23 protein-coding genes and 2 riboswitches are annotated in these 21,221 nt (G+C 61.1%); of the genes, 16 read left to right on the forward strand and 7 right to left on the reverse strand.

All coding sequences use genetic code 11. The annotated features are described in order from the left end of the window. Positions 1 to 2: 2 nt before the first annotated feature. The 6 genes from paaD to cobO form a co-directional block, all read right to left on the reverse strand. Positions 3 to 470, reverse strand: a complete 468-nt coding sequence (gene paaD, locus WNY39_RS09775; protein WP_342845347.1) for a 1,2-phenylacetyl-CoA epoxidase subunit PaaD — start codon at positions 468 to 470, stop codon at positions 3 to 5. Beyond that, positions 464 to 1,186: a 1,2-phenylacetyl-CoA epoxidase subunit PaaC gene (paaC, locus tag WNY39_RS09780; RefSeq protein WP_342845405.1), complete on the reverse strand. Its 723-nt coding sequence runs from the start codon at positions 1,184 to 1,186 to the stop codon at positions 464 to 466. The genes paaD and paaC overlap by 7 nt, the downstream gene beginning before the upstream one ends. A 29-nt stretch (positions 1,187 to 1,215) precedes the next feature. Beyond that, on the reverse strand, positions 1,216 to 1,509 hold the full coding sequence (gene paaB, locus WNY39_RS09785) for a 1,2-phenylacetyl-CoA epoxidase subunit PaaB (RefSeq protein WP_342845348.1): 294 nt from the start codon (positions 1,507 to 1,509) through the stop codon (positions 1,216 to 1,218). 5 nt (positions 1,510 to 1,514) lie between these two features. Beyond that, a complete protein-coding gene (paaA, locus tag WNY39_RS09790; protein WP_342845349.1) occupies positions 1,515 to 2,507 on the reverse strand; it encodes a 1,2-phenylacetyl-CoA epoxidase subunit PaaA in 993 nt (330 codons plus the stop codon). A 30-nt stretch (positions 2,508 to 2,537) separates the two neighbouring features. Beyond that, positions 2,538 to 3,743 carry a 3-oxoadipyl-CoA thiolase gene (pcaF, locus tag WNY39_RS09795; protein WP_342845350.1) on the reverse strand — a complete coding sequence of 402 codons (1,206 nt, stop codon included), beginning with the start codon at positions 3,741 to 3,743 and terminating at the stop codon, positions 2,538 to 2,540. Between the two features lie 224 nt (positions 3,744 to 3,967). Continuing rightward, positions 3,968 to 4,579 (reverse strand): cob(I)yrinic acid a,c-diamide adenosyltransferase, encoded by a 612-nt coding sequence (gene cobO, locus WNY39_RS09800; protein WP_342845351.1) that lies wholly within the window; start codon positions 4,577 to 4,579, stop codon positions 3,968 to 3,970. A gap of 37 nt (positions 4,580 to 4,616) precedes the next feature. Then, positions 4,617 to 4,824, forward strand: a riboswitch (cobalamin riboswitch). 93 nt (positions 4,825 to 4,917) lie between these two features. Here cobO and WNY39_RS09805 point away from each other — a divergent pair. From WNY39_RS09805 to cobJ, 7 genes are read left to right on the forward strand one after another with little or no spacing between them, the layout of a single operon-like run. Further along, positions 4,918 to 5,328 carry a DUF1636 domain-containing protein gene (locus WNY39_RS09805; protein ID WP_245764234.1) on the forward strand — a complete coding sequence of 137 codons (411 nt, stop codon included), beginning with the start codon at positions 4,918 to 4,920 and terminating at the stop codon, positions 5,326 to 5,328. Position 5,329: 1 nt separating this feature from the next. Next, complete coding sequence (gene cobW, locus WNY39_RS09810) at positions 5,330 to 6,388, forward strand: cobalamin biosynthesis protein CobW (protein ID WP_339762060.1); 1,059 nt, start codon at positions 5,330 to 5,332, stop codon at positions 6,386 to 6,388. A gap of 6 nt (positions 6,389 to 6,394) precedes the next feature. Next, entirely contained in the window at positions 6,395 to 9,703 is a 3,309-nt protein-coding gene (cobN, locus tag WNY39_RS09815; protein WP_342845352.1) for a cobaltochelatase subunit CobN, read from the forward strand. Further along, positions 9,652 to 10,824 carry a cobalamin biosynthesis protein CobG gene (locus WNY39_RS09820; RefSeq protein WP_342845353.1) on the forward strand — a complete coding sequence of 391 codons (1,173 nt, stop codon included), beginning with the start codon at positions 9,652 to 9,654 and terminating at the stop codon, positions 10,822 to 10,824. The genes cobN and WNY39_RS09820 overlap by 52 nt, the downstream gene beginning before the upstream one ends. A gap of 6 nt (positions 10,825 to 10,830) precedes the next feature. Next, positions 10,831 to 11,460: a precorrin-8X methylmutase gene (locus tag WNY39_RS09825; protein WP_339762066.1), complete on the forward strand. Its 630-nt coding sequence runs from the start codon at positions 10,831 to 10,833 to the stop codon at positions 11,458 to 11,460. Further along, positions 11,457 to 12,185: a precorrin-2 C(20)-methyltransferase gene (gene cobI / locus WNY39_RS09830; protein ID WP_342845354.1), complete on the forward strand. Its 729-nt coding sequence runs from the start codon at positions 11,457 to 11,459 to the stop codon at positions 12,183 to 12,185. The genes WNY39_RS09825 and cobI overlap by 4 nt, the downstream gene beginning before the upstream one ends. Beyond that, positions 12,182 to 12,934 carry a precorrin-3B C(17)-methyltransferase gene (gene cobJ / locus WNY39_RS09835; RefSeq protein WP_342845355.1) on the forward strand — a complete coding sequence of 251 codons (753 nt, stop codon included), beginning with the start codon at positions 12,182 to 12,184 and terminating at the stop codon, positions 12,932 to 12,934. The genes cobI and cobJ overlap by 4 nt, the downstream gene beginning before the upstream one ends. Here the strand turns inward: cobJ and WNY39_RS09840 are convergent. After that, positions 12,907 to 13,662 carry a cobalt-precorrin-6A reductase gene (locus WNY39_RS09840; RefSeq protein ID WP_342845356.1) on the reverse strand — a complete coding sequence of 252 codons (756 nt, stop codon included), beginning with the start codon at positions 13,660 to 13,662 and terminating at the stop codon, positions 12,907 to 12,909. The genes cobJ and WNY39_RS09840 overlap by 28 nt on opposite strands. Between WNY39_RS09840 and cbiE the strand changes: the two genes are divergently transcribed. The 9 genes from cbiE to WNY39_RS09885 all read left to right on the forward strand — a co-directional run bounded on the left by cbiE (position 13,661) and on the right by WNY39_RS09885 (position 21,221). Further along, positions 13,661 to 14,860 carry a precorrin-6y C5,15-methyltransferase (decarboxylating) subunit CbiE gene (gene cbiE / locus WNY39_RS09845; protein ID WP_342845358.1) on the forward strand — a complete coding sequence of 400 codons (1,200 nt, stop codon included), beginning with the start codon at positions 13,661 to 13,663 and terminating at the stop codon, positions 14,858 to 14,860. The two genes, WNY39_RS09840 and cbiE, sit on opposite strands and share 2 nt — an antisense overlap. After that, a complete protein-coding gene (locus tag WNY39_RS09850) occupies positions 14,857 to 15,219 on the forward strand; it encodes a cobalamin biosynthesis protein (protein ID WP_342845359.1) in 363 nt (120 codons plus the stop codon). The genes cbiE and WNY39_RS09850 overlap by 4 nt, the downstream gene beginning before the upstream one ends. Continuing rightward, entirely contained in the window at positions 15,216 to 16,010 is a 795-nt protein-coding gene (gene cobM, locus WNY39_RS09855) for a precorrin-4 C(11)-methyltransferase (protein WP_342845360.1), read from the forward strand. The genes WNY39_RS09850 and cobM overlap by 4 nt, the downstream gene beginning before the upstream one ends. Continuing rightward, complete coding sequence (locus WNY39_RS09860; protein WP_342845361.1) at positions 16,003 to 17,337, forward strand: cobyrinate a,c-diamide synthase; 1,335 nt, start codon at positions 16,003 to 16,005, stop codon at positions 17,335 to 17,337. The genes cobM and WNY39_RS09860 overlap by 8 nt, the downstream gene beginning before the upstream one ends. Next, a complete protein-coding gene (gene cobA, locus WNY39_RS09865; protein WP_342845362.1) occupies positions 17,334 to 18,059 on the forward strand; it encodes a uroporphyrinogen-III C-methyltransferase in 726 nt (241 codons plus the stop codon). Before WNY39_RS09860 ends, cobA begins: the two co-directional genes overlap by 4 nt. Continuing rightward, complete coding sequence (gene cobF / locus WNY39_RS09870) at positions 18,056 to 18,829, forward strand: precorrin-6A synthase (deacetylating) (RefSeq protein ID WP_342845363.1); 774 nt, start codon at positions 18,056 to 18,058, stop codon at positions 18,827 to 18,829. The genes cobA and cobF overlap by 4 nt, the downstream gene beginning before the upstream one ends. Positions 18,830 to 18,886: 57 nt before the next feature. After that, positions 18,887 to 19,086: riboswitch (cobalamin riboswitch) on the forward strand. A 143-nt stretch (positions 19,087 to 19,229) separates the two neighbouring features. After that, positions 19,230 to 20,015 carry a DUF4198 domain-containing protein gene (locus WNY39_RS09875; RefSeq protein ID WP_342845364.1) on the forward strand — a complete coding sequence of 262 codons (786 nt, stop codon included), beginning with the start codon at positions 19,230 to 19,232 and terminating at the stop codon, positions 20,013 to 20,015. A 7-nt stretch (positions 20,016 to 20,022) separates the two neighbouring features. After that, a complete protein-coding gene (cbiM, locus tag WNY39_RS09880) occupies positions 20,023 to 20,640 on the forward strand; it encodes a cobalt transporter CbiM (RefSeq protein ID WP_342845365.1) in 618 nt (205 codons plus the stop codon). Beyond that, positions 20,637 to 21,221 carry a cobalt ABC transporter permease gene (locus WNY39_RS09885; RefSeq protein WP_342845366.1) on the forward strand — a complete coding sequence of 195 codons (585 nt, stop codon included), beginning with the start codon at positions 20,637 to 20,639 and terminating at the stop codon, positions 21,219 to 21,221. The genes cbiM and WNY39_RS09885 overlap by 4 nt, the downstream gene beginning before the upstream one ends.

The following is a 21,221-nucleotide window of genomic DNA, read 5'->3' on the forward strand; positions in this document are numbered from 1 at the left end:
GGTCAGATGCACTTGAAATAATCAAAGGGTTCCAGGCAGTCGGTGCAGCGCCATTGCGCCTTGCAGGGGGTCGATCCGAACTGGCTGATCTTTTCCACATGCGTGGATTTGCAGCGGGGGCAATGTTGCGGGCCGCCGGCGGGTTGGGGCGGGGCGATGCCGTAGCCTTCAAGCTTGGCGCGGCCGCTATCCGTCATCCAATCCGACGTCCAAGCAGGCGAAAGTTGCCGCTTTAGAGCCAGTTTTTCGATCCCATGCCCGCGTAGGGCGGTTTCGATATCAAGGTTGATGATCGTCGTGGCAGGACAGCCGGTATAGGTGGGCGTTACTGTCACCTCAAGCGTATCATCCTGCCATTGGACATCGCGTATAATCCCCAGATCGGTCAGGGATATGACAGGGATTTCTGGGTCTGGCACAGCGTCAAGCCACCGCCAAACAGTCTCTAACGTGGGTCTTTCGACTACCATGTGGCATCCGGATAGGCGCGTTGCAGCCATTGCATCTGCGTCAGCATATGACCCAGATGCTCGGAATGCCGCTTGCCTGATTTACCACCCTGATGCCCAAAGTCATCCTGCGGCTTGGCCAGCGTGGCGGCGGTGAACACATCGTCCAGCAGCGCGTCATAGGCAGGGCGCAAAGACGTCGGATCAGGCGCAATGCCCGCATCAACCATCGCGGTATCCACATCGTCTGAGGTGAACATTTCCCCGACATAGGGCCACAATTTATCCAATGCGGCCTGCATCCGGTTGTGGCTTTCCTCGGTTCCGTCGCCCAGACCAATCACCGTGTCGGTGGCGCGCTCAAGGTGGTAGGTTACCTCTTTCGATGACTTCTCGGCGATGGCGGCGATCTGCGTATTGCTGCTGTCCATGAGCGCGTGCAGTTGCGACAGATGCCACGCGTCAAACAGGAACTGGCGCATCATGGTCTGGCCGAAATCCCCGTTGGGCTGTTCGACCAGCAACAGATTGCGAAAATCCCAAACATCGCGGTGAAAGGCCAGCTTGTCGGCGTCACGACCTGCGTCCTCAACCTCTCCGGCTAGGTTCAGCCACAGGGTCGTTTGCCCGATCAGATCAAGCGCGGTATTGGCCAGCGCGATGTCTTCCTCAAGCACCGGCGCATGGCCGCACCATTCCGACACGCGGTGGCCCAGCACCAAGGTGTTGTCGCCCATGCGGCACAGGTATTCGAAAAGGGGGTCGCTCACATTGCACCCACTTCATCGGGGATGTCGAAAAACGTCGGGTGGCGGTACACTTTGGCGTTGGCAGGCTCGTAAAGCGACCCTTTTTCCTCGGGTGAGGAGGCAGCGATATCAGAAGCTTGAACGACCCAAATGCTGACCCCTTCGTTGCGGCGGGTATAGACATCGCGGGCGTTCTTGATCGCCATTTCGGCGTCAGGTGCGTGCAGCGATCCGACGTGGCGGTGGCTTAGCCCGTGTTGACCGCGAATGAAAATTTCGAACAGGGGCCATTCTTGTGTGGGGTTGGTCATGTGATTTACTCCGCTGCCAGTTTCGCTGCGCGCTTTTTCGCGGCGTGGGCCATCAACCCGTCGCGCACCCATGCGCCGTCATCCCACGCCTTGTTGCGCGCGGCCAAGCGTTCCTTGTTGCACGGGCCGTTGCCGCGCAGCACGTCAAAGAATTCATCCCAATCGGGCTGGGTGAAATCGTAATGGCCGCGTTCCTTGTTCCATTTCAGATCGGGGTCGGGGACGGTCAGGCCCAGATATTCGGCCTGCGGGACGCATTCATCGACGAATTTCTGACGCAGTTCGTCATTGGAGTTCATCTTGATCTTCCACGCCATGGATTGCGCCGAATGGACCGAGTTTTCGTCAGACGGACCGAACATCATCAGCGCGGGCCCCCAGAAACGGTTCAACGCGTCCTGCGCCATCTTTTTCTGCGCTTGGGTGCCATTCGCCATCTTCATCATGATGTCGTAGCCTTGGCGCTGGTGGAAAGATTCCTCTTTGCAGATGCGGACCATCGCGCGGGCATAGGGGCCGTAGGATGTACGCTGCAACGGCACCTGATTCATGATCGCGGCACCGTCAACCAACCAGCCCACAGCGCCCATATCGGCCCATGTTAGGGTCGGATAATTGAAGATGGAGGAGTATTTCATCTTGCCCGACAGCAAGTCGCGGGTCAGTTGGTCGCGGGTGACGCCAAGGGTCTCGGCGGCACAATAAAGATACAAACCGTGGCCTGCTTCATCCTGTACCTTCGCCAGTAGGATCGCCTTGCGTTCCAGCGTGGGCGCGCGGGTGATCCAGTTGCCCTCGGGCAGTTGGCCGACGATTTCAGAGTGGGCATGTTGGCCGATCTGCCGGATCAGGTTCTTGCGATACCCGTCCGGCATCCAGTCTTTCGGTTCAATCTTGCCGCCTGCGTTAATCCGTTCCTGAAAGGCGCGTTCTTGCGGATCCATTTCGTCGAGGGATTTGACGCCTTCGCCGGTGGATTTGATCATCTGTGCATACATCGTTCAGATCCTTTCAGGTGGGATTAACAGTTAGCTTGCGCGTTCCAGAATGATGGCGACCCCTTGGCCCACACCAACGCACATGGTGCACAGGGCATAGCGGCCGCCTGTGCGTTTCAGTTGCAGCGCGGCAGTCATGACCAACCGTGCGCCGGACATGCCCAGCGGGTGGCCAATGGCAATCGCGCCGCCATTTGCGTTCACATGCGGTGCGTCGTCCGCAACACCGAGGGCGCGCAGGGTGGCGATGCCTTGGCTGGCGAATGCCTCGTTCAGTTCGATCACGTCCATCTGGTCGATGGTCAGACCGGCGCGGGCCAGAACCTTTTGGCTGGCGGGCACCGGGCCAATACCCATGACGCGCGGTTCAACACCGGCGGCTGAAATACCCACGACGCGGGCAATCGGGGTCAGGCCGTGCTGGTTGGCAGCGGCCTCGGACGCCATCAGCATCGCGGCGGCACCGTCGTTTACACCCGACGCATTGCCCGCTGTGACTGCCAGATCAGGGCCGTTGATCGGGCGCAGTTTGGTCAGCGCTTCCATCGTTGTGCCGGGCCGGGGGTGTTCATCGCGGTCAAAGACAATCGGATCGCCCTTGCGCTGTGGGATTGTCACGGGCGCGATCTCGTCTGCGAAAATGCCAGCCTTGTCTGCGGCATCCCAACGATCCTGGCTGCGCTTGGCAAATGCATCCTGATCGGCGCGGCTGACGTCATAGTCGGTCGCCACGTTATCGCCGGTTTCAGGCATCGATTCGACGCCATATTGCGCCTTCATCTTAGGGTTCACGAACCGCCAGCCGATGGTGGTGTCATAGACGGCATTGTTGCGTGAAAACGCAGTTTCGGCCTTGGGCATGACAAACGGCGCGCGGGTCATGCTTTCAACGCCGCCAGCAATCGCCAGATCCATATCGCCTGCCTTGATCGCGCGGGCGGCGGCACCGACGGCATCCATGCCCGAGGCGCACAAACGGTTGATTGTGGCACCCGGTACATCCACCGGCAGACCAGCAAGCAATGCGGCCATACGCGCCACGTTACGGTTATCTTCGCCCGCTTGGTTGGCACAGCCAAAGATCACATCGTCCACCTTTGACCAATCCAGGTCAGGGTGGCGCGCCATCAGCGCAGCGATTGGCACAGCGGCCAGATCATCGGCCCGAACCGATGACAAAGCCCCGCCAAAACGGCCAATGGGTGTGCGCTGTGCGTCACAAATGAAAGCGTCCATGAAAGTCTCCCTTGATTAATGAGCCTAGGGATAGTCGCGATTCGCTGCAACTTAAATGTTACTTAAATGAAGAATAATTTGACAATGTGTAACATGATTAAGACGTCGCTAAACAGCAGTAAACACGCGGTGCCGAAGGGGCGAGACCACGCGTTCAGGGCCGCCGTAAGCGACGTAACTATATGAAAGAAAGCAAGATAGACGCAGCGGCGTAGTACTGCGGCTTACATCTCAACGCCGTTTTGCGCTTTGATACCGTCGCGGAACGGATGCTTGACCAAGGTCATCTCGGTGACCAGATCGGCCGCTTCGATCAGCTCGGGCTTGGCATTTCGGCCGGTCAGGCAAACATGGGTCATCGCGGGTTTCTGGTGCAGCAGGAAATCCACCACCTCATCGATATCCAGATAATCATAGCGCAGGGCGATGTTGATCTCGTCCAGCAGAACGAACTGAATTTCGGTGTCCAGGATCTGTTCCTTGGCCATTTTCCATCCGTTTTGCGCGGCGGCGATGTCACGTTCGCGGTCTTGGGTTTCCCAAGTGAACCCTTCGCCGGACACGAAGAACCGGCATTCATCGGCAAAGCGTTCGGTCAGGAACTTGCGCTCTCCGGTGACCCAATTGCCCTTGATGAACTGCACCACTGCGCAGGGCATGCCATGGGCAATGCAGCGCATGATCATACCAAAGCCCGAGGATGATTTCCCCTTGCCTGCACCGGTGTGCACGATGATCAGACCCTTTTCGTCGGTCTTGGTCTGCATCATCTTATCGCGCGCAGCCTTAATCTTGCGCATCTTTTCGGTATGGCGGGCGTTGATGTCCTCGGTCATTGGGGTTCCTCGTTCTTGACAAGTCTCGTGGATTAGGACCATCTGCCCTTATGCTGGTTCCTGTGTAAACAGGTGAAAAGGGAATGTGTATCCGGTTTTATATCGGTAAATACAGCCGCCCCCGCGACCGTGAACGGATTGAGGAGGATCAACGCCACTGGCCAAAGGCTGGGAAGGCAGATCCACCGTGGGCCAACGCCCGACAACCGTGAGCCGGGAGACCTGCCAGCAAGAGATGCCAAGACCGGACGGGGTGTTCCGGTGTCGGGGTTTGTTCCGTGTGTCGGTTCGCCTCGTCATCAGACCCGCGTTCCATTTACCAGATGGGACCGAGGACCATGAAAGATACAGAACAAAACGCCACCGGCGGCGGGCAACCAACACAGCTTTTGGTTTGCGTGAAATGTCGTCGTGGCCAAGAAACGCCAGAAGATGACCGGCGGCCGGGCCAAGCGCTCTATGACCGGATCGTCGCACTTGATCTGCCCGATGGGGTGCAGGTGGCCCCGGTTGAATGTCTGCAAAACTGCGACCACGGGTGCACCGTTGCACTGCGCGGGGATAGTGACAAATGGACCTATGTTTTCGCCAATGTAGACGAGGGCGACCACCCCGAGATGATCCTGGACGGGGCCGCGCGCTATCATGCGACCCGCGATGGTTTGATCCCTTGGCGCGAACGCCCTGAACACTTCAAACGCAATTGCGTTGCCCGCATTCCCCCTCTTTCTCAACCGCTGGAGTCCTGAGATGACTGATTTCGCAAAATTGCCTGTAACCGTGATCACCGGCTTTCTGGGGTCTGGTAAAACAACGCTGATCCGCAACCTGATGCAAAACCCCGGCGGCAAACGTTTGGCGATTATCGTCAACGAATTTGGCGATGTGGGTGTTGATGGTGATATCCTGAAAAGCTGCGCCATCCCCGATTGCCCCGAGGAAAACATTCTGGAACTGGCGAATGGCTGCATTTGCTGCACGGTTGCCGATGATTTCATTCCCACGATCGAGGCATTGATGGCGCTGAACCCGCGCCCCGACCACATCTTGATCGAAACCTCTGGTCTGGCGCTGCCCAAGCCGCTTTTGAAAGCGTTTGATTGGCCTGATATCCGGTCGAAGATCACTGTGGATGGCGTTATTGCGCTGGCCGATGCCGAAGCCGTCGCAGCAGGACGGTTCGCGCCCAATGTCGCAGCGGTTGATGCGCAGCGTCTGGCGGACGAAAGCATTGATCATGAAACGCCATTGTCCGAAGTGTTCGAAGATCAGATTTCCTGCGCCGATATCATTTTGCTGACCAAGCCTGATCTGGCCGGTCCCGAGGGCGTTGCCAAAGCCAAAGCATTGATCAATGCAGAAACGCCGCGCCCTCTGCCCATTATCGAAGTGGCCGAAGGTGTGGTTGATCCGCGGATTATTCTGGGGCTTGAGGCTGCGGCAGAGGACGACATGGACGCCCGGCCCAGCCATCACGATGGCCATGATGATCACGAACATGACGATTTTGAATCAATTGTCGTTGATATTCCTGAACAGACTGACCCTGCCGCCTTGGTCGCCGCCATCGAAGGGTTGGCACGCGATCACAACATACTGCGGATCAAAGGCTATGCCGCTGTGACAGGCAAGCCCATGCGCCTGTTGGTGCAGGCGGTCGGTGCGCGTGTGCGGCATCAATATGACCGGCCTTGGGGCGCTGATGAGGCCCGCCAGGGGCGTCTGGTTGTGATCGCAGAGCATGATGATATCGCCCCCGATGTGATCCGCGCCGCCTTGGGTGCTGTGCAAAGCCAGGCTGCCGAGTAACCTGATATGCATGTCATATTTCGGGAAAGCCATGGGTTGGAGGAGACCGACACACCAACAGATCTGGGGCAGGACGCCGCAGATCTGGTGGTGCTTTCGCTATCTGATTCCGATCTGGGGGCCTTTGCCGAAGCATGGCATCGGGGCGGCGGGGCCGAGGGGCGTCTGCCGTCTTTGCGGTTGGCGAATATCGCCGCGTTAAAGCATCCGCTGTCTGTCGATACCTATGTGGAAAACACGTTGTCTGGCGCGCGCGGCATCTTGATCCGGCTAATTGGCGGCGTGCCCTATTGGCCCTACGGGCTGCAACAAATCCGCGCGCTGGCCCAATCGCGCGGGATTGCTTTTGCGGTTTTGCCTGCCGATGGCCGCCCCGATAGCCGTCTTGATGATATGTCGACATTGCCCGTCTCGACCCTGCGCAGGTTATCGCATCTGTGCACGACGGGCGGGGTGGTGGCCGCGCAGGCCGCGCTGGCACAGCTGGCGCTGGCGGCGGGGCTATATGCAGGGCCTGTGCAGGGGGCCAAAGGGTTGCCATCCGTCGGCGCATGGACCCCCGAAACCGGACCGGCCTGCCCGGTGGTGGCAATGGGGCACCCTCCCGCTTTGGCTGGTCGGGCGCGGATCGTAATCGTTTTCTACCGCTCCTATTTGGTGGCAGCTGATCTTGCGCCGATCACGGCGCTGTTCGACGCATTCCGCCAGCGCGGGTGTGATGCCATCGCGTTGTTTGCCCCCTCGCTCAAGGCTCCTGAGGCGGCGGGCTGGCTGCGCAGGCAGATCACCCAACTGGCCCCCAGTGCCATCGTGAATGCCACTGCATTTTCGGGCAAGGGCGACGATGGCAGTTCGCCCCTTGATGCCGCCGGTGTGCCGGTGTTTCAGGTGGCGCTGGCCACATCCACCCGCGACGCGTGGAGTGAGGCCGAGCGTGGTTTATCCCCGGCCGACCTTGCGATGCATGTTGTCCTGCCCGAGGTCGACGGCCGTATTATGGCTGGCGTTGCGTCGTTCAAACAACCGGGCACGCGCGATGATCATCTGCAGTTTTCCCGCTACGCCCATCAGCCCGACCCCAGCCGGATCACCGCAATTGTCGGGCGGGTTATGGGCTGGCTTGATCTGGCGGCCAAGGCACCGCAGGCGCGACATGTGGCGCTGGTGCTGTCGACCTATCCGGGCAAGGATTGGAACATGGGCCATGCGGTTGGTCTGGATGCCCCGCAATCGGCCACCGCTATTCTTGAGGATTTAACTGCCGCCGGATATCAGACCGGATCGCCCTCTGACCTGCCCCTGCAAGACGCCCTGCTGGCCCGCAGCGCCCGCTGGCCGCTCAGCGCATACAAAGCCGCGTTGGCCCGCCTGCCGCAGCAATTGATCGATGATCTTGACGAAGCTTGGGGTGCCCCCGAGACGGATACAGACGTTGAAGACGGCGCATTTTGCTTTGCCGCCGTTCAGCGTGGCTATGTTATGACCGCACTGCAACCCGAACGCGGCACACCGCAGGGGCGCGAGGACAGTTATCATGATTTGTCGCGGGTGCCGCGCCATGCCTATGTCGCCTTTTATTTGTGGCTGCAGCAGGAATGCGATGCGCTGGTTCATATCGGTGCCCATGGCACGCTGGAATGGCTACCGGGTAAGTCTGTTGCTTTGTCCGAGGCCTGTTGGCCCGAGGCGCTGACCGGAAGCCTGCCGGTGATCTATCCGTTTATTGTCAATGATCCGGGCGAGGCCGCGCAGGCAAAACGGCGCATTGGCGCGGTGACGTTGGGCCATATCCCGCCGCCGATGCAAGTCAGCGAAACACCGGATCGTTTGGCGCGGCTTGAGGCGTTGTTGGATGAATTTTCGAACGCGGACGGGCTGGACCCGCGCCGCCGTGACCGGCTTCAGGGGGATATCCGCGCCGAAGCACAGGCGCAGGGCGTCGAAGCCGATCTGGGTCTGGATGACGCGTCATGCAGCGCCGAGGCGATTGGCCGGATTGACCGGTTTGTCTGTGACATCAAGGAAAGCCAGTTCGGCGTTGGTCTGCACATCTGGGGCCGCCCGCCTGCAAGTGGTACGGCGTTTGCGACCGAAAGCTCGGTTCAAGGGGAACGCCGCGCGCTTTTGGACGCACTTGACGGGCGGCGCATTGCACCCGGCCCGTCCGGTTCACCCTATCGCGGGCGGCGCGATGTGTTGCCCACGGGTCGCAATCTGTTCACGACTGATCCGCGCGCGGTGCCAACGCGAGCGGCCTATGCGCAAGGTGTGGTGCTGGCGCAGGAACTGGTGCGGCGGCATTTACAGGACGAAGGCGACTGGCCGCGCGGCGTGATCGTTGATCTGTGGGGGTCCGCCACCATGCGCACCGCAGGCGAGGAATTCGCCATGGCGCTGGCGCTGCTGGGCGTGCGCCCGGTCTGGGACGCGGGGTCAGAGCGTGTTTCGGGCATCGAGGTGCTGCCGATCGCCGAGCTGGACCGCCCCCGTGTTGATGTGACCTTGCGGGTGTCTGGTCTGTTCCGCGATGTATTCCCGACCTTGTCCGCACTTTATGCGCAGGCGGTGCGCGCCCTTGCTGCGCGTGAAGAGGCACCGGATTGGAACCCGTTCGCCGGACGTGCGGAACTTGCCCGTGTCTACGGGCCTGCGCCGGGGCAGTTCGGTTTTGGCATGGGGGCCGCGTTGGAAACCTATGACGATGCAAGTCGACGTGCGGCGGGAGAGGCTTGGCTGAAGGCGAGCAGTTGGGCGCTGGACGGTGACGCCGCCGTGCAAGATCCCAAAGGGATCGCCAACCGCGTCGCCAGTGCCGACAGTTTTGTCCACCTTCAGGATTTACCGGAAACCGATCTGTTGCTTGCCAGCGATTATGCCACCCACGAGGCAGGATTTGCCGCCGCACAGCGGGTCACGGGCGGGCAGGCCAAGCTGTACCATCTGGACAATACCGATCCCGATCACCCCCGCGCACGGGGCCTTACCGAAGAAATTGCCCGCGTCGTTCATGCCCGCGCGGCGCATCCGGGCTGGATTGCAGGCATGAAACAGCATGGATTTCGTGGCGCGGCCGAGATGGCGGCGACCTTGGATCACATGGCCAGCTTTGCCCATCTGGCAGGTGCCGTGCCGCCGCATTTGTTCGATTTGTACCACGATGCCACCTTGGGCGACCCTGAAACCGATGATTTCTTGCGCGACGCAAACCCGCAGGCCCATGCGGCGATGCAGGCCCGCTTTGCGGCGTTGTTGCAGGCCGGGCTATGGCAAACGCGGCGCAATTCGGTGCTGGCGGGACTGGAGGCGTTGTCGTGACCCAAGCGCCCATGGTCAAAGGCTGGTGCCCCGGTGCATATCAGCCGATGATGGCGGCCGATGGGTTGGTCATGCGGGTGCGGCCCAAATTGGCGCGGCTCACGGTGGATCAGGCGCGTGGGCTTTGCGACATCGCCCTGCGTTTCGGGTCGGGTCATATTGATCTCACCAACCGCGCAAACTTGCAAATACGCGGTGTAACCGAGGCCGATCATGACGCCGTTTTGATGGGGCTGGGCGGGCTTGGCCTGTTGGACGAAGACCCCGCGATGGAACGTCGCCGAAATATCCTTGTCGCGCCTTTCTGGACCGCCGACGATATGACGGCGACCCTGACCGCACAGCTTTTGGCGCGTTTGGATGATCTGCCAGATTTGCCAACCAAGGTGGGTTTCGCCGTTGATTGCGACCCCGCTGGCCCGCTGTTGACGAACGATCCTGCGGATATCCGGTTGGAGCAGGGCGAGGGCGGCCTGATCCTGCGGGCAGATGGCTGTGCCACTGGCCGCCCCGTGACCCAGCACACCGCAATCCCTGCCTTGATCGAAATGGCGATCTGGTTGGCGGATCACGTCACGCCACAGGCGCGGCGCATGGCGGCTGTGGTCGCTGATACCCCCTTGCCCGAGGCTTGGACGGTTAAGCCCCCGTTGCTACCGCAGCCACACCCGCAATTGGGCAGTACTTTCGGCGGCCCCTTAATCGGCGCGCCTTTTGGGCAAATTGATGCGCGTGCGTTGCTGCGCGCGCTTAGCGATGCGCAGGGGCTGCGGGTCACGCCATGGCGGTCCGTTGTGCTTGAGGGGGCAGCAACGCCTGACGATCCCGCATTTGTCACCACCGCAGATGATCCGTTGATGCGCGTCGATGCCTGCCCCGGTGCGCCGCTTTGTGCCTCGGCCAGAGTGGAAACCCGCGATCTTGCGCGGCGATTGGCACCGATGGTCACGGGCAGTCTGCATGTGTCGGGCTGTAGCAAAGGCTGCGCACGGGCGCGGCCAGCTGACCTTACCCTCGTCGGACGAGACGGGACATTTGATCTTGTGCGGGGGGGCCGCGCAGGTGATACCCCCCTTAAAACAGGGCTGCGCCCTGATAAACTGCTGACCGGAGAATTCTGAAACCTCATGTCTTACAGCTATGAAATGGATGGCGCGGCCATCTACAAACAATCCTTTGCCATGATCCGTGCCGAGGCCGATCTGGACGCGTTTTCGCCGCAAGAGGAACCCATCGTCGTGCGCATGATCCATGCCTGCGGGATGGTCGGGCTGGAAAAACACGTGCGCCTGTCGCCGGGTTTTGCCGATGCGGCACGGGCGGCTTTGGCGAATGGCGCACCGATCCTGTGCGATGCGCGTATGGTGTCCGAAGGGGTGACCCGCACCCGCCTGCCCGCAGACAATCAGGTGATTTGCACGCTGCACGACAGTGCCGTGAAGGACATGGCCGCGCAAATGGGCAACACCCGCTCTGCCGCCGCGCTTGAACTGTGGCGGCCCCATCTGGCGGGCGCGCTGGTGGCGATTGGCAATGCGCCCACGGCGCTGTTTCATCTGTTGAATATGCTGGAAGACCCCGATTGCCCGCGTCCGGCGGCGATCATCGGCTGCCCTGTCGGCTTTGTCGGGGCGCGCGAAAGCAAGGATGCCCTGTGGGCGGATCAACCCGTGCCCAGTTGCATTGTCGAAGGGCGTTTGGGTGGCAGTGCCATCACCGTCGCAGCGGTCAATGCAATCGCGAGCTATGCCGAATGACCGTCGGCACGGTTCATGGTGTCGGCCTTGGCCCCGGCGATCCGGATTTGATGAGCCTGCGCGCCCATCGTTTGCTGACTGGAGCGCGCCATGTGGCGTTTTTCCGCAAGGCGGGGCGTGACGGGCAGGCGCGCAAGATCATCAACGGGTTGCTGCGCCCCGATGTGGTCGAATTCGCCATGGAATATCCGGTTACCACGGAAATCCCCCTGACCGACCCGCGCTATAATGAAATTCTGTCCAGCTTTTATGCCGACTGTGCCGCGCATCTGCGCGGGCTGGCAGAGGGCGGCGAAGACGTGGTTGTGCTCAGTGAGGGCGACCCCTTCTTTTATGGATCATTCATGCATGTCTATACGCGGTTGCGCGATCACGTGCCGGTTCAGGTCGTGCCTGCCATCACCGGCATGTCTGCCGCTTGGACAGCCACCGGCGCGCCGATCACTTGGGGCGATGATATCCTGACTGTGCTGATGGGCACCTTGAACGCCCAAGAGCTGACAGCGCGGATGAAAACCACCGATGCGTTGGTGGTGATGAAGATCGGGCGTAACATCGACAAGGTCCGCGATGCTCTAAAGGCGGCGGGCAAGTATGACGATGCGTGGTTGGTTGAATATGCCAGCATGCCCGGCCAGACCGTTCAGCGCCTGTCTGATGCCGAAGACCGCGTAACGCCGTATTTTTCGATTATTGTCGTACACGGACAGGGACGGCGGCCATGACGGGTTGGGTCAAAATCGTTGGGCTTGGCCCCGGGGCGGAAAATCTGGTCACCCCGCAAGTGTCGGATGCCTTGGCCCAGGCCACCGATGTGATCGGCTATATCCCCTATGTCGCACGTGTTTCTGCGCGCCCGGGCCTCACCCTGCATCCTAGCGACAACCGGGTCGAGCTGGACAGGGCGGCCCATGCGCTGACCTTGGCAGCGGACGGGCAGCGGGTTGTTGTGGTGTCCTCGGGTGATCCGGGGGTGTTCGCCATGGCCTCGGCCGTTTTCGAGGCGCTTGAGGACGGACCCGCAGAATGGCGCGATCAGAAAATCGACGTGCTGCCGGGGATCACCGCAATGCTGGCCGCCGCCGCGCGGGCAGGTGCGCCACTGGGCCATGATTTCTGCGCCATCAACCTAAGTGACAACCTTAAACCATGGGCGTTGATCGAAAAGCGTCTACGGTTGGCGGTCGAGGGCGATTTCGCCATGGCGTTTTATAACCCGCGGTCGAAATCACGGCCAGATGGTTTTGTCCGCACGCTCGAGGTGTTGAACGAAGCCTGCGGCGATGCGCGGCCCATCATCTTTGCGCGGGCAGTCTCGACCCCAGACGAACATATCCGCGTTGTGGCGTTGCCCGACGCTCGGCCTGAGATGGCAGATATGCGTACGGTCGTTATTGTTGGCGCGTCAAACACGCGGGTGATCGAAGGGGCGGATGGCCCTATCGTCTATACCCCCAGATCGGTCCTGCCATGATTGATCCAATCCAGAACCGCAGCCACATCATGGGCCTCGGGGCGGCTGGGCAATGCGGGTCGGTCGATCATGATCATAGGGAGTCCAAGGGTACGGGCGGCCAACAGCTTGGCCTGCGCGCCGGTTCCGCCAGAGTTTTTAGAGACGCCGCGCGTGATCCCGTGGCTGCGCATCAGCGCCAGATCACCATCGGCGGTGAACGGGCCGCGATCCAGCACGATCTTATGATCGGGAAACGGCAATGGCCCGTCGGGCGCATCAATCAGGCGCAGCAGATAGTAATGCTGCGGGTTGGGCGCGAATTCGGCCAGATGCATCCGGCCAACGGCCAAAAAGATACGCTCGGGCGGCCCGTTCAGCGCGGCAACGGCACCTTTGATGTCGGGCACATGGGTCCAGTTGTCCTCCGCGGTGGCCTGCCACGGCGCACGGGTCAGCGCGATCAGCGGCGTGCCGGTTTGCTGGGTGGCGATAACGGCGTTGTGGCTCATCTGCGCGGCAAAGGGGTGCGTCGCGTCAATCACATGCGTGATGTTGTTATCGCTGATGTAGCGCGCCAACCCATCGGCCCCGCCAAATCCGCCACTGCGTTGCGGCAGCGGTTGGCGGATCGGTCTGGCCACACGACCTGCCAGCGATACGGTGCCGGACAGCCCCGCGCGGTGCATTGCGTTGCACAGCGCTGTGGCCTCGGTCGTGCCGCCCAGGATCAGGGGATTGATGTGCATGGCTGACTCGCTTTGGTTGACCATCATTGGACTGGGCGAAGATGGCGCAGATGGCCTTGGCTCTGCAAGCCTTGCGGCATTGGCCGAGGCAGAAATCGTCATGGGGGCGGCGCGTCATCTGGATTTGCTGCCCGAGGTGCAAGCCGAACGGATCGTTTGGCCGGTACCCTTTGCCGATGGGATTGATAAATTGCTGGCGCTGCGCGGTCGGCGGGTTGTGATGCTGGCCTCGGGTGATCCGTTCTGGTTCGGGGCGGGGACCAGCATGATGCGCCACCTCGCACCGGAAGAATGGCGCGCCTTGCCGGGGGTATCGACGTTTTCACTGGCAGCGAGCGCGATGGGTTGGCCGCTCGAGGCGACAAAATGTTTCGGCCTGCACGCGGCCCCGTTGACCCGGCTGCGCCCGACCCTTGCCCAAGGGGTGCGTCTGATCGTGCTGTTACGCGATGGGGCTGCGGTTACGGCGCTGGGGCAATATCTGACAACACAGGGTTGGGGAAATTCACAGGTAAGGGTTCTTGAGGCGCTGGGCGGACCACGTGCGCGTCGCAGTGCTCTGACCGCAGCCGATTTGGGCGGCACTGAGTTCGGGCATCCTGTCTGTGCCGCTGTGCAGGTTGCGGGGGATGGTCTTCCGCTGCCGCTGGCCAGCGGTCGCCCTGATGAATTCTTTGACAGCGACGGCACCATGACAAAGCGCCCGGTGCGCGCGTTGACCTTGTCGGCGCTGGCCCCGCGCCCGTTTCAGCATTTGTGGGATATTGGCAGCGGCTCTGGTTCCATCGCGATTGAATGGCTGCTGAGCGATCCAAGCCTAAGCGCCACAGCGATCGAGATGGACTCCATTCGCGCGGCGCGAATTGTGCCAAACGCCGCCGCGCTTGGGGTGGACCGGTTGCACGTGGTCGAGGGCGCTGCACCGGATGCTTTGGCGACACTCCCCATGCCCGATACGGTTTTCGTGGGCGGTGGTTTGTCGGCGTCGTTGCTGGGGTGGATTTATGACACTGTACCATCCGGCACGCGGCTGGTGGCAAATGCCGTGACGTTGGAAAGCGAAACGCTGTTGATGCAGGCGCAATCGGCCCGTGGTGGTGATCTGCTGCGGATTGAGCTGGCCCAAGCAGCACCGCTGGGCACAAGACGCGGCTGGAAATCCAGCTACCCCATTGTGCAATGGAGCGTGACACTATGATCGTCGCGGGTTTCGGATTTCGCAAATCGGCTGACGTAAGCAGCCTGCGCAGTGCCCTTGCGTTGCACGACGTTGCACCCGACCTGATCGCCACGGCTGCGGCGAAAGCGGGCGATAAACCCTTTGCCGATCTCGAGCGGGCGCTTGGTGTGCCTGCCGATGCTGTGCCGCCTGAGCACCTGATGGCGCAACCGGTGCTGACCAGTTCGACCGCATCGCAGAAAACCTATGGCACCGGCAGCGTCGCCGAAGCGGCGGCCCTTGCGGCGGCCGGACCGGGCGCACGTTTGCTAGGCCCCCGCCTGATTTCACCTGACACGTTGGCAACCTGCGCCATCGCTATTGGAGACCCAACATGACCATTCACTTCATTGGCGCTGGCCCCGGCGCGCCTGACCTGCTGACCCTGCGCGGGCGCGATATTATCGCTTCCTGCCCCGTGTGCCTATATGCCGGATCGCTGGTGCCCGAGGCGATTTTGGATCACTGCCCCAAGGGTGCGACCATCATCAACACAGCGGCGCTGGATCTGGATGCGATCATCGCACATATGCAAACCGCCCATGCCGCAGGGCAGGATGTGGCGCGGCTGCATTCGGGGGATTTGTCGGTTTGGTCTGCCATGGGTGAACAGATGCGCCGGTTGCGCGCGCTGGATATTCCGGTTTCGGTGACGCCGGGTGTGCCGTCCTTTGCTGCCGCTGCTGCGGCCCTTGGGACGGAACTGACCCTACCGGGGCTCGCGCAGTCGGTTGTGCTGACCCGCACACCGGGCCGTGCATCCAGCATGCCCAAGGGCGAGACGCTGACCAACTTTGCAGCAACCGGCGCGACGCTGGCCATTCACCTTTCGGTGCAAAATATCGCATCTGTCACCGCCGATTTAACCCCGGCCTATGGCGCAGATTGCCCGGTTGCGGTGGTCTACCGCGCCAGTTGGCCGGATCAGCAGATTATTCGTGGTACGCTGGCCGATATCGGTGGGCGGCTTGGCGCGGATATTACCCGCACGGCGCTGATCCTTGTCGGGCCTGCGCTGGCGGGCGAAGGGTTCGACGAAAGCTGCCTGTATTCGGTGGATTACGACCGCCGCTATCGCCCGCAAACGGCAGACAGCCCATGGGCCGGCTGGAGCGAAGGCGATGACTGATACCGCAGGTTTCACGCCCGGCCTTATGATATCGGCCCCGTCATCGGGGACGGGAAAAACAACCGTGATGCTGGGCCTTTTGCGCGCCTTGTCCGAGGACGGGCTGACCGTGCAGCCCTATAAATCCGGCCCAGATTATATCGACCCCGCGTTCCACCGTGCCGCCTGCGGGCGGGCGTCGTTTAATATGGACACTTGGGCCATGGGGCCGAATTTGCTGGGTGCGGTTGCGGCGCAATCCCAAGGTGCAGATATCTGTATCGCCGAAGGGTCCATGGGCCTGTATGACGGTGTCGCAACGCGCGGGCAGATCGGATTTGGCAGCAGTTCCGAAACCGCCGCGCGCATGGGCTGGCCGGTTATTCTGGTGGTTGACGTCAGTGGGCAGGCGCAATCGGCTGCGGCAACGGCATTGGGGTTCAAGGCCTATATGCCCGATTTGCCCTTTGCTGGCGTGATTTTGAACCGGGTCGCGTCGCCGCGACACGAACGGTTGGCGCGCCTAGGGATGGAGAAAGCAGGCCTGACGGTATTGGGGTCTTTGCCCCGGCGCGGTGATCTTGCCCTGCCCGAACGGCATCTGGGCCTGATCCAAGCGGTCGAACATCCCGATCTTGAGGAAGCAATCAGAGGTTACGCCAATTTCCTGCGTGATCATATTGATCTTGCTGCGATCCGCGCTGCGGCTACTGGACAACCGGCCCAAGCAGGCACGTTCAACCTGCCCAAACCACCCGCGCAACGCATTGCCTTGGCCCAAGACGCGGCGTTTTCATTCACCTATCCGCACCTGTTGGAAGGGTGGCGCGCTGCAGGGGCCGAAATATTGCCCTTCTCGCCCTTGGCTGACGAAGCGCCTGATGCCAGTGCCGATCTGGTCTGGCTGCCGGGCGGGTACCCCGAATTGCACGCCGGACGTTTGGCCAACGCCGACCGTTTTCGCGCGGGGCTGGTAAAGCACGCGCAAGACCGCCCCATTCATGGGGAATGCGGTGGCTATATGGCGCTTGGCGCTGCGTTGATCGACAAAGATGGGATATCGCACCAGATGGCCGGGCTTTTGGGGCTGGTGACCAGCTATGAAAAGCGCAAGTTCCACTTGGGCTATCGTCGGGTTGAGCTGGTGACCGGGATGCCCGGATTTGACGCAGGGGACAAGCTGTTCGGGCATGAATTCCACTATTCGACGATCCTTGAACAACCCGATGCGCCGCTGGCCAAAGTGTCGGATGCCGATGGCAACCCCGTGCCCGAAACCGGATCGCAAAACGGGCATGTGACCGGGACGTTCTTCCACCTCATTACGCCACAAGAGGCCCCAAAATGACCGGATTTGTCAGCTTTGTCGGGTCGGGTCCGGGGGATCCTGAGCTGTTGACGTTAAAGGCCGTCGACCGGTTGAAACGCGCCGACGCGGTTTTGTTTGATGATCTTAGCGCCGGGCCGATCCTTGAATATGCGCGCAACGGTGCTGACCTGATCGGTGTTGGTAAACGCGCCGGTCGGGCATCGCCCAAACAGGATCACGTTAGCCGTCTTTTGGTGGATTACGCACAGATTGACCAACGGGTCGTGCGGCTGAAATCCGGCGATGGCGGGCTGTTTGGCCGTCTTGAGGAAGAACTGGTCGCCTTGAGGGCCGCTGGCATTCCTTATGAGATCATCCCCGGTATTCCATCCGCGGTGGCTGCTGCGGCGGCAATCGGCATTCCGCTGACCCGCCGGTTAACGGCGCGGCGCGTGCAGTTTGTGACGGGGCATGACGTGACGGGTAAATTGCCAGGGGATGTGAACCTGCTGGCGCTTGCCGATCCTGCCGCATCAACAGTGGTCTTTATGGGCAAACGTACGTTTCCGGCGCTGCTGGAAAAGCTGCTGGCGCACGGCTTGCCCGCCGACACCCCTGCCATTCTGGCCGAGGACGTCAGCCGCCCCGAGCAGCGCATCACACGGGCCACGGTCAGCGATCTGGCCGAGCAACTGGCGCTTGAGGTCGGCAATAGCGCGGCGTTGATCCTGTACGGCCCCTTGGCGCACGAGCTGCCATGACCGCCGCACCGCATCATACAATCGAAGACCTTTGGCTGATTGGCATTGGTACCGGCAGCCCCGCCCATGTCACGGGCGAAGGCATGCAGGCGTTGCGCGATGCGGCGGTGATCCTTGTGCCGGACAAGGGCGACGACAAGGGCGACCTGTTGGCCCTGCGCCACGCCATTTTGGCGCAAAGCGGCACGGCGGCGCAGGTCATCCGGTTTGAATATCCGGTGCGCGACCCCGCGTTGCCCTATCAGGACCGCGTCGCGCAGTGGCACGATGAAATCGCGCGCCGTTGGCAGGCCGCCATGGCCGAGGCTGACCGCGCAGGCCCCGTCGCGCTGTTGGTGTGGGGCGATCCGTCGCTGTATGACAGCACCTTGCGCATTGCGGGCCGGCTTGTCCCCGCACCGCGTTTGCGGGTCGTGCCCGGGATCACGGCCATTCAGGCGCTGACGGCGGCGCATGCCTTGCCCCTGAACACGGTCAATGGCCCGGTCACGATCACCACCGGTCGCCGCCTGCGCGATCACGGCTGGCCGCAAGGGGCCGAAACAGTGGTTGTGATGCTGGACGGCGACTGCACCTTTCAGGCTTTGCCCGCCGATACGCTGATCTGGTGGGGCGCGTTTTTGGGCATGCCAGAGCAAATTCTGGATCACGGGCGCATTGGCGATGTGGCAGACCGGATCGTCCAGACAAGGGCCGATGCCCGGGCACAGCATGGCTGGATCATGGATACCTATCTTTTGCGCAAGGATGCTGACGGTTCTGGCGAATAGGCTGGCCCGCAGGTTTCGGCGCAGCTTTAGTGATTGACGTTGCCCGCACCGATCTGCCAAGACTGAATTATGACCGGTCCCGATCTTTTTCGGGCGAAAGAGGGAATGTAGTGCGGCGCATCGGCGTCAAATCTACAGCTGCCCCCGCAACTGTCAGCGGCGAGCAGGGCCAAATACGTCACTGGAGCAATCCGGGAAGGCTGGCCCAACGCATTGACCCGCAAGCCAGGAGACCTGCCGGACACGCGCCCCATGGTAAACGGGGTGCATTCACTGGGCGCCGGGGTGTGCGTTTGGCCGTGGCAACCGCGCGCCAGTTTGGGTGTGTCGTCCCGGTCCAACCATATCCTTGGCGGTCGAATTTATACGTGCCGGGTGTGGCGCCAAGATGAGACTACTGATGAAAAAACTACTGCTCGCCAGTGCCGTTGTGCTGACACTGCCTGCGATGGCTTCGGCGCATTTCTTGTTGGAATATACCACCGATACCATGATCGACCGGCCCGGTGATGTGCCGGTCAAGCTGATCTTTTGGCATCCGATGGAAAATAGCCATGTGATGAACCTCGAGCGCCCGCAAGAATTTTACATGATTCACAATGGCGACAAGACCGATCTGATGGACAGCCTAGAGCCTGTGCAATTCACCGGCGGTCAAAACACCGGTGCCGCGTTCAAAGGCCATGTGCCTGTGAAACGGTCGGGCGATTACGTTTTGGTCACGGTACCCACGCCGTATTACGAAGAGGCCGAGGATATTTATATCCAGCAGATCGCCAAGGCATTCCTGAACCGCAACCAGTTGCCCACAGACTGGATGAACCCGGTTGGCCTGCCCACGGAAATCGTGCCCCTGAACAAACCCTATAACATCATCGCCGGATCGACATTTACCGGACAGGTTTTGGCAGACGGCCAACCTGTTGCAGGCGCACAGGTTGAGATTGAGTATATGGCGGCAGAGCCGGACATGAACAGCGCATCGTCCAGCATGCCGGTTGTCAGCGCCATGCCGGGCGGCGCGATTGTCGCGGTATCTGATATGAACGGGTATTTTTCCTTTGGGGTGCCACGGGCGGGCTATTGGGGCTTTGCCGCGCTTGGGTCTGGACCCGTCACAGAACATGAAGGTAAGGAACTGAGCCAAGACGCCGTGATCTGGATCCGCGCGTGGGACATGGAGTGATACGCGCATGCATATCGTAGACGGAGCGCTGTCCAATACTGTTGTGATCGCTGGTGCAGTTGCTGCGGCGGGCGGCATCGCGATGGGTCTGCGCAGCCTGACGTTGGAGCGTATTCCGACGGCGGGCGTGCTGTCGGCCAGCTTTTTCGTGGCGTCGTTGATCTATGTGCCTGTTGGGCCGTCTTCGGTGCACCTGATTATGAACGGTCTGGCCGGAATTTTGCTGGGCTGGGCCGCCTTTCCCGCGCTGTTTGTCGGGCTTGTGCTGCAGGCGATATTCTTTGGCTTTGGCGGGCTTACTGTTTTGGGCGTCAACACTGTCAACATTGCCCTTCCGGCGGTTGTGGTTGGGTTGATGATGCGCCGGCTTGTGGCATCTGGCACGCCGACGGCGGGGGCAATCTGGGCCGGGATTGGTGGCGCGTTGGCAATCGCGCTGACAACCGGCGTCGTGGCCATTTCGCTGGCGGCATCGGGCGATGAATTCATTCCGGCGGCCAAGCTGGTGTTCTTTGCCCATATTCCTGTCATGGTCATCGAAGGGTTGTTAACCGGCTTTGCCATTCTGCTGGCCCGCAAGGTGAAACCGGAATTGTTTGACACCGCCAAGGGGGTACATGCATGAAACGCTTTGTCCTGCTCTTGCTGCTATGTGCGGCCCCGATCCCCGCGATGGCGCATAAGGTTTTGCTTTCGGTTTTTCCGTCCGGTGACGTGATTGAGGGCGAGGTCGGGTTTTCAAACGGGACCATGGCGGTTGATCAGTTGATTACCGTGAGGGCCCCTGATGGCACCGTGCTGGGTGAAACAACAACAGATTCCGACGGATTTTTCCTGTTCAAGCCGGTATTGCCCGTCGCCCACATCTTTCGCGGCAATCTGGGGGCGGGGCACGTTGCCGAGGTTAAGATGCCTGCCCAAGAGGTCGCCGCGATTTTGGGTAAGCCGGTGCAAACCTTTGACACGGCAACCACGTCTGGCGCGGGTCTCCCTGCTGACGGCACTATGTCAACGGGGCCGCTGTCATCCCAGCAGCGTGCGGCGATCGCCGAAATTATGCGCGATGAAATCCGCCCGCTGCGCCGCGAGATGGCGGCGACACGGGAGCACCGTGATTTGCAATCTATCTTGGGCGGCATCGGGTATATCGTTGGTCTGTTCGGCCTAGGGTTCTATTTGGCGGCGCGCCGCAAGCTGGCGGCTTAG

This window comes from Sulfitobacter sp. AS59, from assembly GCF_038899995.1.
Classification (GTDB): Bacteria; Pseudomonadota; Alphaproteobacteria; order Rhodobacterales; family Rhodobacteraceae; genus Sulfitobacter.